The sequence below is a fragment of the Aureimonas altamirensis genome, assembly GCF_023702225.1.
In the GTDB taxonomy this organism is placed as follows: Bacteria; Pseudomonadota; Alphaproteobacteria; order Rhizobiales; family Rhizobiaceae; genus Aureimonas; species Aureimonas altamirensis_B.
The window spans coordinates 48,234-61,299 of record NZ_JAMQCO010000003.1; the positions used below are offsets into that span (position 1 = coordinate 48,234).

A 13,066-nucleotide genomic window follows, 5' to 3' on the forward strand; every position below is an offset into this window, starting at 1 on the left:
CGCTCAGGCGTGGCCGGCCTCGCTGGCCAGGAATGTCGGGTCTATGCCCATGATGCCGAGCGCCTTCACATATCTGCTTTCGGGCCGGGTGGCGAAGACGATCTCGAAGTCGGCCGGGCAAGTCAGCCAGCCATTGGAAGCGATCTCGCTTTCGAGCTGGCCGGCGGACCAGCCGGCATAGCCGAGCACCATCATGGCCGAACGCGGGCCGATGCCGCTGGAAATGGCTTTCAGGATGTCCATGGTCGGCGTCAGGCAGATGCCGCCATCCACCGGCACGGTGGACTCGGAATCGTAGTCATTGGAATGCAGCACGAAGCCACGGCCGCTTTCCACCGGGCCGCCGACGCCCACCATGATGTCACGCCCCTGCTCGGGCAGGCGGATCTCGTCGGGGCTGGAGACGATGTCCAGCTGCGCCATCAGGGCCGGAAAACTCATCGGTTGGGGCTTGTTGATCACGAAGCCCATGGCGCCGCTGGCCGAATGCGCGCAGACATAGACCACGCTCTTGGCGAAGCGCTCATCCTGCATGCCGGGCATGGCGATCAGGAAGAACCCTTCCAGTGAAGTGGTCTCGGGTGTCGGGCCGGGGGTTCGCTTGCTTTCCATGCCGAGGAAGATAATGAAGATGCCATGAAATTTCACCTGCCCACCGCGCTGCTTTTTGCGCTGTTCGCGATTTCGCATCCATCGGTTGCGGCGGCTGAAGGAAGCACAATCCAGGCGGAAGGTGCAACGCTTCGACTCCTGGCCACCGGGCCGGATGAGGACGGGCTCGTTCGCGGTGCGCTGGCCGTGGATCTGAAGCCCGGCTGGAAGACCTACTGGCTCGCGCCGGGCGAGGCCGGCTTGGTCCCCGTTCTCGATTTTTCGGCCAGCGACGGGCTCGATGGCGCACCCAGCCTGGGGTTTCCCGTTCCGCATGTCGTCGATGACGGGTTTTCCTCGTCGAACGTCTATTCGGAGCCCATGGCCATCACCTTCACGGCGCGTGCGAGCGGCGCCTCTCCCCGGCTGGATCTCGCCCTGACGATCGGCCTGTGCGAAACCATATGCATACCCGTCCAGGCGAGGCTCCGGCGCGACCTGACGGACAAGGCGACGCTTGGTGAAATGGCGCAGGTTCATGCCGCCGAGGCCGCACTGCCGGACGTCGCATCCGACCGGTTCGAGGCGCGGATCGATGGCAAGACACTTGTCGTCACCCTGCCGCCCGACGTTGCCGCCGGGCCGGTCGCCCTGTTTGTCGCCGGCCCTCCCGGCTGGGAGTTCGGCCCGGCACGGGGGCGGTCAACCATGGATCGTGTATCCGCCGTGGAGGCGCCCATCCTGCGCGCTCCGAAGGATGCCGCAGGCGGAATCCAAGCGGACATCCTGCTGGCCGCCGGCGAGTACGCCCGCTTTCGACACGCCAATCCGATCGCCATCTCATCACATGGTGCGCCGCGATAAACGTATCGACATCGCGGCAAAGATGGATAAGTTCCCTAACCTATCCGCCGGCACCGTCCGGCCAAAAAGGAATGCGCATCATGACGATCAAGGTCGGCGACCATCTTCCACAGGCGACGTTTCGCGTAAAGACCGAGGACGGGCCGAAGCCCGTAACGGTAGATGAGGTCTTCAAGGGCAAGAAGGTCGTGCTGTTCGGCGTGCCGGGTGCGTTTACGCCCACATGCTCGATGAACCACCTGCCGGGTTACCTCGAACTCAACGACGAGATTCGCGCCAAGGGCGTCGATACGATCGCCGTCGTGGCGGTCAACGATCCCTTCGTGATGGGCGCCTGGCAGAGGGCGACGGACGCGGGCGACCGTATCCTCTTCCTGGCAGATGGCAGCGCCGAATTCGCCAGGGCGGCCGGGCTCGACATCGATCTTTCGGGCGCGGGCCTCGGCACGCGCTCCAAGCGCTATTCGATGATCGTCGAGGACGGCGTCGTGAAGGCACTGCACATCGAGGAAGCCCCCGGCCAGGCGGAAGCCTCCGCCGCCGGCGCCATCCTCGCCGAGCTGTAGGGCTGTCGCTAGACGCTTTGCGCAGGGACGGCGCGGCCCTTGAAGGGGGCCATGCCCTCCCGTGCAAGTTCGTCTGCCCGCTCGTTCAGCTCATGGCCGGCATGTCCCTTCACCCAATGGAAGGCCACGTCGTGCCGCAGGCGCTGGGCATCCAGTTCCTGCCAGAGCTCGGCATTCTTGACCGGCTTCTTGTCGGCGGTCTTCCAGCCGTTGCGCTTCCAGCCATGGATCCATTTCGAGATTCCGTCGCGCAGATATTGCGAGTCGGAATGCAGATCGACGGCCGAAGGACGGTTCAGCGCCTCCAGCGCCCGGATAGCGGCCATCAGCTCCATACGGTTGTTCGTCGTCGGTGTCTCTCCGCCTTTCAACTCCTTGCGCGCATCGCCGTACAGCAGGATCGCGCCCCAGCCGCCGGGGCCGGGGTTACCGGAGCAGGCGCCGTCGGTGTAGATCTCGACCCGCTTGGTCATGACTGCATCGCATCCTTCATAAAACCAAGATCGGCCGGGCTTTTCACCTGCCGATAGAATCTGTTCTTGCGCAGATATTCCTTCGGGTCCTTTTTGGTTACGAAGGATGTATCCGGAATGTGGATCCAGTCGTAGAGGCGCGTCAGCATGAAACGCATCGCCGCGCCCCGCGCAAGCACGGGAAGAGCGGCGATCTCGGCGTCACCCAGCGGGCGCACGGCGTCATAGCCTTCCAGAAGGGCCTGTCCCTTGGTGATGTTGTAGGCGCCATCGGCCTCGAAGCACCATGCGCCAAGGCAGATCGCGATGTCGTAGGCCAGAAGGTCGTTGCAGGCGAAATAGAAGTCGATCAGCCCGGAAAGCTGCCCGTCCAGAAAGAAGACGTTGTCGTTGAACAGGTCGGCGTGGATGACGCCGGATGGCAGGCCGCGCGGCCAGTTGGCTTCCAGGAATGCCAGCTCGGCCTCGATCTCGGCGGACAGCCCCGCCTGAACGGCCTCCACGCGCGTGCCGCACCCCTCGTAGAGTGGCCGCCATGCATCGACGGTAAGGGCATTGCGCCGCCGCGGCGCGAAGCCCTCTCCCGCTTTGTGCATGCCCGCCAGGGACGCCCCCACCTGCCGCGCATGGCCTACGGTCGGCCGGCGCGTCCACATGCCCTCCAGGAAGGTGAACAACGCTGCCGGACGACCGGCCAGTTCACCCAGGGCTTCGCCTTCGCGCGGCTGCACCGGCAGCGGACAGGACAGGCCCTTGGCGGCCAGATGCTCCATGAGGCCGATGAAGAACGGCAGGTCGTTGCGGTCCACCCGCTTCTCGTACAGCGTCAGGATGAAGGTGCCGCCCTCGGCGCGCAGCAGGAAGTTGGAGTTCTCGACGCCTTCGGCGATTCCCTTGTAGGACAGGAGACGACCAAGATCGTAGCGCTGCAGGAAAGCGGCCAGTTCCGTTTCCGCGACTTCGGTATAGACTGCCATTCAGGCCGCTCGCCCGTTGCCCTGCCGGGGGGCGCCGTTGACGAACGCCATGTCATCGGCCGTCAGGGGCACATCGCGAATGCTGCGCATGACGGGGAAATTCTCGTCCTCTATCGCCGTCTGGACGAGTTCCAGCGTTACCTCGAACCGGGCGCGCAACGCGTCGAGGATGCCGTCGGTCAGGACTTCCGGCGCGGAGGCGCCGGCCGACATTCCCACAACCATGCCTTCCTGCAGGTCATCGATGGGGACATCCTGCGCACCCTGCACGAGAAGTCCGTGCATGGAGCCCGCGCGCTCCGCCACTTCGACAAGCCGGCGCGAGTTGGACGAGTTGGGCGCTCCGACGATGAAAAAGAGGTCGGTGCCCGGCGCCGCGGCCTTCACCGCATCCTGCCGGTTGGTGGTGGCATAGCAGATGGATTCCGACGACGGCGCCTGCATGGCCGGGAACTTGCGCTCCAGCGCCGCGACGATACCCGCCGTGTCGTCCACCGAAAGCGTGGTCTGCGTGACGTAGCCGAGCGCCTCGGGGTCTGCGGGCTGGAAAGCGTCGACATCCTCCTCCGTCTCGATCAGCCGCACGGCGCCTTCCGGTAGCTGGCCCATCGTGCCGACCACCTCGGGATGGCCGCGATGGCCGATCAGCAGCACCTGCCGGCCCAGTCGCACGTGCCGCATCGCCTGCTTGTGTACCTTGGAAACCAGTGGGCACGTGGCGTCCAGGTACAGCATCTCGCGGCGCTCGGCTTCCGCCGGAATGGATTTCGGCACCCCATGGGCCGAGAAGACCACGGGTTGCCCGTCGTCGGGGATGGCGTCGAGCTCCTTGACGAAGACGGCCCCCATGCCACGCAGCCCTTCGACCACATATTTGTTGTGCACGATCTCGTGCCGGACATAGACCGGCGCGCCGTACTTCTTCAACGCAAGCACCACGATCTGGATCGCACGGTCCACCCCGGCGCAGAAGCCGCGCGGCTCGCACAGGCGGATGGTCAGGGCGGGCTTCTGGGCCGGTTCCACTATCGATATGTCCTCGCACTCACGCGGAAAGGTCGTACCCCACGGTACAAAGGAAAGCCACCGCTCCTGTCAAGGAGACAACCGGCAACTTGCAACCCGAGCAGCGTCGATTGGCGCGCTTGCCTTTCATCTGCATTATATATTAATGCGTCATCCGGATGAACTTTAGGAACTCGAGCCTGACAAAAGAAAAGCCCGCATATAGCGAGCTTTTCCTGTTCAAACGACGATGAGGGTGGTTTTACCCCGCGACCTCATGCGCCTTTCACTCCAGACCTAAGCGTTATTCGCCTGCGCTGTCAATGCGGAAGGCCGGTTTCTATAAGGTATACGATAATGCAATTTTCGGGGGAGGAGCTTCGCTGCGTTTCTGCTGTCCTGTCCGAGCAGCGCTTTGCCGCATACGTTTCGGCAGCGAACGGTGATCACAGGACGGCGCTGAGCCTGTACCGATGGAATATGGAACTGTCTGCAGCGTTTCTGGTGCCTTTGCATATCTTCGAAGTCAGCCTGCGGAATTCCATCGCGCGCGCAATCGAAAATACCTATGGACAGAACTGGCCTTGGGAGAAGAGCTTTCAGATAAGCCTGCGCAACCCTCCCCGGGTGTACAGTCCTCGGCGCGACCTGCAAGCCGTTGGTGCGAAAACCTCCAATAGAGGCAAGGTCGTCGCCGAACTGAAACTCGTTTTCTGGGAGCGGATGTTTACGAGAAGTCATGACGACGCCATCTGGCGAACCCAGTTTCCGGTGGTGTTTCCCAATGCCGATCGCGCTTGCAATCCGTCAATCGAGGGGCGACGGGTTTGAGAAAGTCCAGAAGATTCGCGATCTCCGCAACCGGACTGCTCACCATGAACCTGTATTCACCCGCGATCTAAGTCGGGAATACGAGTATATCCGCGAGATGATCTACTGGACCGATGACGTGACGGCGCGTTGGGTAGACCGGATCCAGGGCGTCACCGCTCTCATCGCCTGCCGCCCACAGGGGGTCGAGTGCTACGACCGCGACGAAGCTGGGCGACGACCATGATGGTCAGCAATACGGCGAGCCCCAGCCCGATGCCGTACCAGGTCAAGGCATATTCGAGATGGTTGTTGGGCATGGACACCACCGTCTGTCCGCCGATCGGGTAGCCGCCGGGCGCGGCGCCCTCTCCCGCGTCGATGGTGAAGGGCAGCATGCGCGTGCCGTCCGGAAGGGCCAGCCCCTCGGTCATGGCCGGTACGTCCCGCCAGAAGAAGATGTGCTGCGCGACATCGTTGTCGGGCATCAGAACGCCGCCGGGATTATCGACCACACGGTTCCTGGCGAGCCCTTCCACGGTGACCGTGCCCGCAATCTGTCCATCGGGCCGGGCGGACGGCCCCTTGAGGGCGTAGGGAACGAAGCCCCGGTTGACGAAGACGGCCAGCCCCTGCCCCGTTACGATCAGCGGCGTAAAGACGTTCCAGCCGGCCTCTCCTTCGCGCGTGGACAGGAAATATCGCTCGCCCGAGTGATCGAACGTGCCCGTAACCCGGACGGGTCGATAATCGATGTCGCCGGAGGCTTCCTCGGCCGCGACGATGACGCGGATGTCTTCTGCCGGGCCGTGGATACGCCGGTCGATCGTCTCGATCAGCGCTTCCTTCCAGAAAAGGCGCTCGACCTGCCAGGTGCCGAGGCCGACAAGGATGGCCAAGGCAACGATGCCGAGCAGGAGCGCCGACCAGAAGCGCCCGGGCGTCAGCCCGCGGAGATCCTGCTGATCCTCGGCCACGGGTTCATGCGTCATCGGTGCGATCGATCCTGCCCTCGGCAGCCTTGTGGCGATACTGCATGCCGATCATCAGGCTCTTGGCCAAGCGCAGCAACGGCAACGTGATGATGGCGATCAACGGAATCCAGAGCAGGAAGTGCACCCAGAACGGCGGCGCGTATGCGACCTCGACATAGAGGGCAAGGCCGGTGACGAGAAAGCCGATGACCAGCATGACGAAGAAGGCCGGGCCGTCGGCCTGGTCGAGCGGCGTGAAGTCGAGCCCGCAATCCTCGCATTTCTTGTCCAGGCGGAGCACGCCGGCATAGAGCCGTCCGGTGCCGCAGCGCGGACATCTTCCGGCCAAGGCGGCCTTGACCGGATCCACCGGCCCCTCTTTCCCCATATGCGCCATGCGATCGCCTTCCGGAATCGAAAAAAGGGGCGGCCGCGAGGCCACCCCTTCAGGCAGGTCTCTGGGCCTCAGCCGCCGTAGATCGGCGCACCCCAGCTTCCCCACACATAGATGGCGAAGAAGAGGAAAAGCCAGACCACGTCGACGAAATGCCAGTACCAGGCCGCCGCCTCGAAGCCGAAGTGCTTGTGCGGGGTGAAATGGCCGCGGATCGCGCGCAGCAGGCAGACGGCAAGGAAGATAATGCCGACGATGACGTGGAAGCCGTGGAAACCGGTGGCCATGAAGAATGTGGCGCCGTAGATGGACCCGGCGAACTCGAACGGCGCGTGCGCATACTCGATATACTGCACGAACGAGAAGATGACGCCGAGGGCCACCGTCAGCGCAAGGCCCGTTATCAGGCCCTTGCGGTCATCCTCCAGCATGGCGTGGTGCGCCCAGGTGGCCGTGGTGCCCGACAGAAGCAGCGTGATCGTGTTGAACAGCGGCAGGTGCAGCGGATCGAGAACCTCGATGCCGGCCGGGGGCCACTGGCCGCCCAGCGCCTGCGTGCGTGCGACCTGGTGAACCTCGCCGGGGAACAGGCTGGCGTCGAAGAAGGCCCAGAACCAGGCGACGAAGAACATCACCTCCGAGGCGATGAACATGATGACGCCGTAGCGAAGGTGCAACGACACCACCGGCGTGTGGAACCCTTCCTGGCCTTCGCGGATGCAGTCCGACCACCAAGCATACATGGTGTAGAGCACGATCACGAGGCCGATGAAGAAGATCCACGGCGTTGCCAGGTCCACTCCGCCGAAGGCGAAGGGCAACCCGTTCAACGATCGGAACCAGGCGACGGCGCCGAAAAGCAGGAAGAACGCTCCCACCGATGCCACGAAGGGCCACGGGCTGGGTTCGATGACATGATAATCGTGATGCTTCTGGTGCGTATCTGCCATTTCGCGTCCCGCTTTCCCGGAATTGCTGCAGGCGCCGCCCCCCACGCGGGATCGGCCCCCCCAAACTACATATCATTGCGCCGCGCCGACAAGGTCGGTGCGGACGAAGTTACAACTGGTCCTCCGAACCGCCCTGCCGCGCCGCGGCCACCGGAGCCTCCCCTTTCGAGACAGGGAAGAAGGTATAGGATAGCGTGATCGTCGGCGCGTCCTTCAACTCTTCCTTCTCCAGCAGCGCCGGATCGACGAAGAAGACGACGGGCATGTCGACGACCTCTCCCGGCTGGAGCGTCTGCTCGTTGAAGCAGAAGCAGTACAGCTTGTTGAAGTAGACGCCTGCCGACAGCGGCGTCACATTGAAGGTCGCTACGGCCGTCACCGGATAATCCGCCTCGTTCCGGACGCGGTAAGACGTCTGACGAACCTCGCCGAGCTTGACTGTCACCTGCCGTTCGTTCGGCTGGAAACGCCACGGCACGCCGGGCGAGGCATTGGAGTCGAAGCGCACGCTGATGGAGCGGTCGGATACGGCCGCGGGGCCGGCTTCGGCCCTTTGCGTCGTGCCGCCATAGCCCGTGACCTGGCAGAAAAGCTCGTACAGCGGCACGGATGCATAGGCAGCGCCGAGCATGCCCATGGAGAAGGCGAAGCATCCGATGGCGATGCGCTTGCCGCGCCGCCGCGCCGAAGCCAGGCGATCTGCCTTGGGGTCGCTCATAGCTGGCTTCCCATCTTGATCAGGGCGACGATGTAGAAGATGACCACCAGTACCGCCAGGAACACTCCGATGGCGATGGAACGCCGGCGTTGCACGCGGCGCTCCTGATCCGTCAGCTTGACGTGCTCTTCCGCCATGCTCAAAGCCCTCCCGAGCCAGGCAGGAAGGACTGGTAGACGCCCTCGGCCAGAAGAAGGGTGAACAGCGCGAAAAGATAGACGATCGAGAAGCGGAACAGCTTCTTTGCCGGCAGCATCGCCGCATCGGTATCGCTCATCCGGAGAACCGCATAAGCGTGCCGAAGGAAGTTTGCCCCGAGAAGGGCGGACACGACCCCGTAGACCGGGCCGGAGAAACCGAGCAGCCAGGGCGCGACGCCGCAGGGGACGAGAACGAGGCTGTAGAGGAAGATCTGCCGGCGGGTGGATGCACGGCCGGCCACATTGGGCAGCATGGGGATGCCCGCAGCGCCGTACTCCTTGACCTTGAAAAGCGCCAGCGCCCAGAAATGCGGCGGTGTCCACAGGAATATGATGAGGAAGAGCACGAAGCTCTCCAGCGAAACGCCGCCCGTCACCACCGCCCATCCGACCATCGGCGGGAAGGCGCCGGCAGCGCCGCCGATGACGATATTCTGCGCGGTCCGGCGCTTGAGCCACATCGTGTAGATGACGGCGTAGAAGAAGATGGTGAAAGCCAGGAAGGCAGCGGCGAACCAGTTGGCGACGAGACCGAGCGTCAACACCGCCAGCACCGACAAGGACAGGCCGAACGCCAGCGCCCCTTCGGGCTGGATGCGGCCGCGCGGCACGGGCCGCTTCGCGGTGCGGGCCATCAGCCGGTCGATATCGGCATCGTACCACATGTTGAGCGCGCCGGACGCCCCGGCGCCCACGGCGATGGCGAGGATGGAGACGAGGCCCAGGAAGGGGTGGATCGAACCGGGCGCCAGCACGAATCCGGTGACGGCCGTCAGCATGACGAGCGACATCACGCGCGGTTTGAGAAGGCTGACGAAATCGCCGGGTTCGGCAAGGCTTATTCCAGGCCGTGCCGCCATCTCCGGGCTGAGTTCGGTTGCGCTCAAGTGATCACCCTTGTTCTGCCGTCACGGCCCGCTCACGCGTGAACGGGCCATGGTTTCTCGTTGATGGCGGGATCGTCCCGCCGGGGCCGCGCCCGCCTTCAGCGGATGCGGGGAAGCTCTTCCCACTGGTGGAACGGCGGCGGCGAAGAAAGCTGCCATTCCAAAGTCGTTGCACCTTGACCCCACGGATTGTCGCCGGCCAGCCGCTTGGCGCGGAAGGCCTCGTAGACGCCGTAAAGGAAGATCAGCACCGAGACGCCCGAGATGTAGGAGCCGATCGAGGAAACGAAGTTCCAGCCGGCGAAGGCATCGGGGTAATCGGCGTAGCGACGCGGCATGCCGGCGGCGCCCAGGAAGTGCTGCGGGAAGAACACCAGGTTGACGCCGATGAACATGACCCAGAAGTGCAGCTTGCCGATGAACTCGTTGTACATGTAGCCGCTCATCTTCGGGAACCAGTAGTACCAGCCAGCGAAGATGCCGAACACCGCGCCCAGCGACAGCACGTAGTGGAAGTGCGCGACGACGTAGTAGGTATCGTGCAGCACGCGGTCCATGCCGGCATTGGCCAGCTTGACGCCGGTCACGCCACCCACGGTGAACAGGAAGATGAAGCCGATGGCCCAGTACATGGGCGTACGGAACGTCATCGAGCCGCCCCACATCGTGGCGATCCAGGAGAAGATCTTGATACCCGTCGGAACCGCGATGACCATCGTGGCGAAGACGAAGTAGCGCTGCGTGTTGAGCGAGATGCCGGTGGTGTACATGTGATGCGCCCACACCACGAAGCCGACGACGCCGATGGCGACCATGGCGTAGGCCATGCCGAGATAGCCGAAGACCGGCTTGCGCGAGAAGGTCGAGATGATGTGGCTGATGATGCCGAAGGCCGGCAGGATCATGATGTACACTTCGGGGTGACCGAAGAACCAGAACAGGTGCTGGTACAGGATCGGGTCGCCGCCGCCTTCCGGCGTGAAGAAGGTCGTGCCGAAGTTGCGGTCGGTGAGCACCATGGTGATGGCCCCGGCCAGCACCGGCAGCGACAGAAGCAGCAGAAAGGCCGTGACGAGCTGCGACCAGGCGAAGAGCGGCATCTTGTGCAGCGTCATGCCGGGAGCGCGCATGTTCAGGATGGTCGTGATCATGTTGATGGCGCCGAGAATCGACGATGCGCCGGACAGGTGCAGCGCGAAGATGGCGAGATCGACCGCCGGCCCCGGATGACCCGTGGTGGACAGGGGCGGATACAGCGTCCAGCCGGTTCCCGCGCCGAGCGAGCCCGGCGCGCCTTCGACGAAGAGCGACAGCAGCAGCAGCAGGAAGGACGGCACAAGAAGCCAGAAGGCGATGTTGTTGACCCGCGGGAAGGCCGTGTCCGGCGCGCCGATCATGATGGGCACGAAGTAATTGCCGAAACCGCCGATCAGCGCCGGCATGACGACGAAGAACACCATGATCAGCCCGTGGGCCGTGGTGAATACGTTGAACACCGCCGGATCGCCGAAGATCTGCAGGCCGGGCTGCTGCAGCTCGGCGCGGATGGCGATGGACAGGCTACCGCCGATCAGCCCCGCCATGATCGAGAAGATCAGGTAGAGAAGGCCGATGTCCTTGTGGTTGGTCGAATTGACCCAGCGCACCCAACCTGTCGGTATCTTGTGCTCGTGGGCTTCGTGGGAGGAGGCGTCAGCCATGTCGGTCTCCGTTGAACGCTTGTCAGTAGGGGTCAGCGAGCCGCGACATCCTGGCCGGCGGCGGCCTCGATCTCGGCGTTCAACTGTTGGTTTGCTGCAGGAAGATCGTCGGCCGCGGCGGCCAGCCAGTTGTCGAACTGCTCCTGGCTGACGACGCGTACGGCGATGGGCATGTAGGCGTGGTCGCGGCCGCAGAGCTCGGAGCACTGGCCGTAGAGGATGCCCTCACGCGTGGCCTCGAACCAGTATTCGTTGATGCGGCCGGGTACGGAGTCCACCTTCACGCCCAGCGAAGGCACCGCGAAGGAATGGATGACGTCGGCGGAGGTGGTGAGAAGGCGCACCACGGTGTTGACGGGCACGACCATTTCATTGTCGACGGCCAGAAGACGCGGATAGAAGGCCATGTCCTCCTTGCCCTGGCCCGCGCGATCGCCATCCCGCAGAAGATAGGACAGGTAGGAGATCGGCTCGGCGGCCTCGGCTGCGCCCGCCTCTTCGGCAGCGCCGCCCGCAGCGGCCGGATCCGTTGCCGCAGGCTGATACTCGTAGCCCCAGTACCACTGGTAGCCCGTGGCCTTGACGGTCAACTCGGGCTCGCGCGGCGGGTTGTACTGCGCGGTCAGCAACTGGAACGAGGGAATGGCGAGACAGAGCAGGATCAGCACCGGCGCCAGCGTCCAGATGACCTCGATGGTCGTGTTGTGGCTGGTGCGCGACGGCGTCGGATTGCGATGCTTGCTGTAGCGGAACATGCACCAGACGAGCAGCAGCGCGACGAAGATCGTGATCGGGATCAGGAACCAAAGCGTATAGGCGCTGAACCAGTGGATCTGCTCCTCGATCGGAGAGAGCGCCTCTTGCAACCCGAGCTGCCAGGGATGCGGCTGGCCGGGGAGATAGGCCCCCTCCTGCGCCGCGGCCAGGGTCGGCACGGCGGCAAGCATCGCTGCTGCAATAAGTGTCTTCTTCACGAATGCTCTCCCCGCGAGGATCTTACCCGGTGGCCTCGCCCTACGGCTTTCCGATCCGTCACCGGATCGCAAATTTCGAATGCCGCCAATGTGCAATTGGCCGGCCCGCTTAAAATCACGAAACCGCCCTCTTCGCAACATGATCCAGCGCAAGGCCGCCGTCGTCTACCAGTATCGGCTCTTTGTCGGAGTCATTCTAGACGCACGGTGCGGCGAGGGCGAGTGATTCGATTCGACGCACCGTTTGCAGCGGTGCTCGGCAATCGGATAATGACGACGCGTCCGACCATCCAGATTCGATTGATTCGGAAAGAGATAGATGATTTTTCTCCGCCGCTCCTTCACCGCCTTCCTGGTTTCGGCCGCGCTGTCCGGCATGGCGTCGGCGCAGGAGGCGCCGGCCGCGACGCCGGAGGGCGGCGCATCCGCCCCCGCCCAGGCGGAACCTGCGGCGCCTGCCACCGCCGGCGGGTCGGCGACCAGCGGCACCGTGCGTTCGACCCACGGCTCATGGTCGGTCGTGTGCGAGAGCGCGCCGGGCGCCCCGTCGGAACAATGCGCCCTGCTGCAGAACGTCGTGGCCGACGACAGGCCCGAGGTCGGCCTGACGGTCATCGCCCTGAAGACCGCCGACGGAAATACCGAGATCCTGCGCGTCCTGGCGCCGCTGGGCGTGCTGCTGCCGAACGGGCTCGGCCTGTATGTCGACGGCCAGGATATCGGCAAGGCGCAGTTCATGCGCTGCTTCGAAGATGGCTGCTATGCGGAAGTGATCCTGGACCCGAACCTGCGCAAGACGCTGTCCGACGGCACGTCGGCGACCTTCATCGTGTTCCAGACGCCCGAGCAGGGAATCGGCATCCCGGTCGAGTTGGAGGGCTTCGGCGAGGGATTTGCCGCCCTCCCCTGACCCGCGTTCGTGGTGGAACGATTCCAGAATCGTTTCCGTGCCCTATCTGCCCGATAATGAGAAGCCCGGAACC

The 13,066-nt window shown here is 63.9% G+C and carries 16 protein-coding genes; 4 read left to right on the forward strand and 12 right to left on the reverse strand.

Features of this window, described 5'->3' with window-relative positions; all coding sequences use genetic code 11:
- Window positions 1-3 precede the first annotated feature (3 nt).
- Window positions 4-612, reverse strand: coding sequence for a YqgE/AlgH family protein (locus tag NDN16_RS05400; protein ID WP_251112989.1), 609 nt, complete (start codon window positions 610-612; stop codon window positions 4-6).
- 24 nt (window positions 613-636) lie between these two features.
- Here NDN16_RS05400 and NDN16_RS05405 point away from each other — a divergent pair, with 24 nt between their 5' ends.
- Window positions 637-1,455, forward strand: a complete 819-nt coding sequence (locus NDN16_RS05405) for a protein-disulfide reductase DsbD domain-containing protein (RefSeq protein WP_251112618.1) — start codon at window positions 637-639, stop codon at window positions 1,453-1,455.
- An 80-nt stretch (window positions 1,456-1,535) separates the two neighbouring features.
- Window positions 1,536-2,021 carry a peroxiredoxin gene (locus tag NDN16_RS05410; RefSeq protein WP_251112619.1) on the forward strand — a complete coding sequence of 162 codons (486 nt, stop codon included), beginning with the start codon at window positions 1,536-1,538 and terminating at the stop codon, window positions 2,019-2,021.
- Between the two features lie 8 nt (window positions 2,022-2,029).
- Here NDN16_RS05410 and rnhA read toward each other — a convergent pair whose 3' ends face one another.
- The 3 genes from rnhA to ispH are packed head-to-tail and all read right to left on the reverse strand — an operon-like array spanning window position 2,030 to window position 4,500.
- Complete coding sequence (gene rnhA / locus NDN16_RS05415) at window positions 2,030-2,494, reverse strand: ribonuclease HI (RefSeq protein WP_251112620.1); 465 nt, start codon at window positions 2,492-2,494, stop codon at window positions 2,030-2,032.
- Window positions 2,491-3,471: a homoserine kinase gene (locus tag NDN16_RS05420; protein ID WP_251112621.1), complete on the reverse strand. Its 981-nt coding sequence runs from the start codon at window positions 3,469-3,471 to the stop codon at window positions 2,491-2,493. Before NDN16_RS05420 ends, rnhA begins: the two co-directional genes overlap by 4 nt.
- The gene (gene ispH, locus NDN16_RS05425) at window positions 3,472-4,500 is read right to left on the reverse strand and encodes a 4-hydroxy-3-methylbut-2-enyl diphosphate reductase (protein WP_251112990.1); all 1,029 of its coding nucleotides are present in this window, start codon (window positions 4,498-4,500) and stop codon (window positions 3,472-3,474) included.
- 333 nt (window positions 4,501-4,833) lie between these two features.
- On the opposite strand from ispH, the gene NDN16_RS05430 reads away from it, so the two are divergent.
- Window positions 4,834-5,307: a hypothetical protein gene (locus NDN16_RS05430; protein WP_251112622.1), complete on the forward strand. Its 474-nt coding sequence runs from the start codon at window positions 4,834-4,836 to the stop codon at window positions 5,305-5,307.
- 161 nt (window positions 5,308-5,468) lie between these two features.
- Here the strand turns inward: NDN16_RS05430 and NDN16_RS05435 are convergent, their stop codons facing one another.
- The 8 genes from NDN16_RS05435 to coxB all read right to left on the reverse strand — a co-directional run bounded on the left by NDN16_RS05435 (window position 5,469) and on the right by coxB (window position 12,056).
- Window positions 5,469-6,278: an SURF1 family protein gene (locus NDN16_RS05435; protein ID WP_251112623.1), complete on the reverse strand. Its 810-nt coding sequence runs from the start codon at window positions 6,276-6,278 to the stop codon at window positions 5,469-5,471.
- On the reverse strand, window positions 6,268-6,657 hold the full coding sequence (locus NDN16_RS05440; protein ID WP_251112624.1) for a DUF983 domain-containing protein: 390 nt from the start codon (window positions 6,655-6,657) through the stop codon (window positions 6,268-6,270). The genes NDN16_RS05435 and NDN16_RS05440 overlap by 11 nt, the downstream gene beginning before the upstream one ends.
- A 68-nt stretch (window positions 6,658-6,725) precedes the next feature.
- Complete coding sequence (locus tag NDN16_RS05445; RefSeq protein WP_251112625.1) at window positions 6,726-7,604, reverse strand: cytochrome c oxidase subunit 3; 879 nt, start codon at window positions 7,602-7,604, stop codon at window positions 6,726-6,728.
- Between the two features lie 109 nt (window positions 7,605-7,713).
- A complete protein-coding gene (locus tag NDN16_RS05450; RefSeq protein WP_251112626.1) occupies window positions 7,714-8,322 on the reverse strand; it encodes a cytochrome c oxidase assembly protein in 609 nt (202 codons plus the stop codon).
- The gene (locus tag NDN16_RS05455) at window positions 8,319-8,459 is read right to left on the reverse strand and encodes a protoheme IX farnesyltransferase (RefSeq protein WP_251112627.1); all 141 of its coding nucleotides are present in this window, start codon (window positions 8,457-8,459) and stop codon (window positions 8,319-8,321) included. The genes NDN16_RS05450 and NDN16_RS05455 overlap by 4 nt, the downstream gene beginning before the upstream one ends.
- A 2-nt stretch (window positions 8,460-8,461) precedes the next feature.
- On the reverse strand, window positions 8,462-9,382 hold the full coding sequence (locus NDN16_RS05460; RefSeq protein ID WP_251112991.1) for a heme o synthase: 921 nt from the start codon (window positions 9,380-9,382) through the stop codon (window positions 8,462-8,464).
- A 125-nt stretch (window positions 9,383-9,507) separates the two neighbouring features.
- A complete protein-coding gene (ctaD, locus tag NDN16_RS05465; RefSeq protein WP_251112628.1) occupies window positions 9,508-11,109 on the reverse strand; it encodes a cytochrome c oxidase subunit I in 1,602 nt (533 codons plus the stop codon).
- A 32-nt stretch (window positions 11,110-11,141) separates the two neighbouring features.
- Window positions 11,142-12,056 (reverse strand): cytochrome c oxidase subunit II, encoded by a 915-nt coding sequence (gene coxB / locus NDN16_RS05470; RefSeq protein ID WP_251112992.1) that lies wholly within the window; start codon window positions 12,054-12,056, stop codon window positions 11,142-11,144.
- A 346-nt stretch (window positions 12,057-12,402) separates the two neighbouring features.
- Between coxB and NDN16_RS05475 the strand changes: the two genes are divergently transcribed.
- Complete coding sequence (locus NDN16_RS05475; protein ID WP_251112629.1) at window positions 12,403-12,993, forward strand: invasion associated locus B family protein; 591 nt, start codon at window positions 12,403-12,405, stop codon at window positions 12,991-12,993.
- The last annotated feature ends 73 nt before the right edge of the window (window positions 12,994-13,066 follow it).

Excerpts from the sequence above, each read along its gene's own strand:
- NDN16_RS05400 (WP_251112989.1), bottom strand. The coding sequence starts at position 612 with ATGGAAAGCAAGCGAACCCCCGGCCCGACACCCGAGACCACTTCACTG.
- NDN16_RS05405 (WP_251112618.1), top strand. The coding sequence starts at position 637 with ATGAAATTTCACCTGCCCACCGCGCTGCTTTTTGCGCTGTTCGCGATT.
- NDN16_RS05410 (WP_251112619.1), top strand. The coding sequence starts at position 1,536 with ATGACGATCAAGGTCGGCGACCATCTTCCACAGGCGACGTTTCGCGTA.
- rnhA (WP_251112620.1), bottom strand. The coding sequence starts at position 2,494 with ATGACCAAGCGGGTCGAGATCTACACCGACGGCGCCTGCTCCGGTAAC.
- NDN16_RS05420 (WP_251112621.1), bottom strand. The coding sequence starts at position 3,471 with ATGGCAGTCTATACCGAAGTCGCGGAAACGGAACTGGCCGCTTTCCTG.
- NDN16_RS05430 (WP_251112622.1), top strand. The coding sequence starts at position 4,834 with ATGCAATTTTCGGGGGAGGAGCTTCGCTGCGTTTCTGCTGTCCTGTCC.
- NDN16_RS05435 (WP_251112623.1), bottom strand. The coding sequence starts at position 6,278 with ATGACGCATGAACCCGTGGCCGAGGATCAGCAGGATCTCCGCGGGCTG.
- NDN16_RS05440 (WP_251112624.1), bottom strand. The coding sequence starts at position 6,657 with ATGGCGCATATGGGGAAAGAGGGGCCGGTGGATCCGGTCAAGGCCGCC.
- NDN16_RS05445 (WP_251112625.1), bottom strand. The coding sequence starts at position 7,604 with ATGGCAGATACGCACCAGAAGCATCACGATTATCATGTCATCGAACCC.
- NDN16_RS05450 (WP_251112626.1), bottom strand. The coding sequence starts at position 8,322 with ATGAGCGACCCCAAGGCAGATCGCCTGGCTTCGGCGCGGCGGCGCGGC.
- NDN16_RS05455 (WP_251112627.1), bottom strand. The coding sequence starts at position 8,459 with ATGGCGGAAGAGCACGTCAAGCTGACGGATCAGGAGCGCCGCGTGCAA.
- NDN16_RS05460 (WP_251112991.1), bottom strand. The coding sequence starts at position 9,382 with ATGGCGGCACGGCCTGGAATAAGCCTTGCCGAACCCGGCGATTTCGTC.
- ctaD (WP_251112628.1), bottom strand. The coding sequence starts at position 11,109 with ATGGCTGACGCCTCCTCCCACGAAGCCCACGAGCACAAGATACCGACA.
- coxB (WP_251112992.1), bottom strand. The coding sequence starts at position 12,056 with ATGCTTGCCGCCGTGCCGACCCTGGCCGCGGCGCAGGAGGGGGCCTAT.
- NDN16_RS05475 (WP_251112629.1), top strand. The coding sequence starts at position 12,403 with ATGATTTTTCTCCGCCGCTCCTTCACCGCCTTCCTGGTTTCGGCCGCG.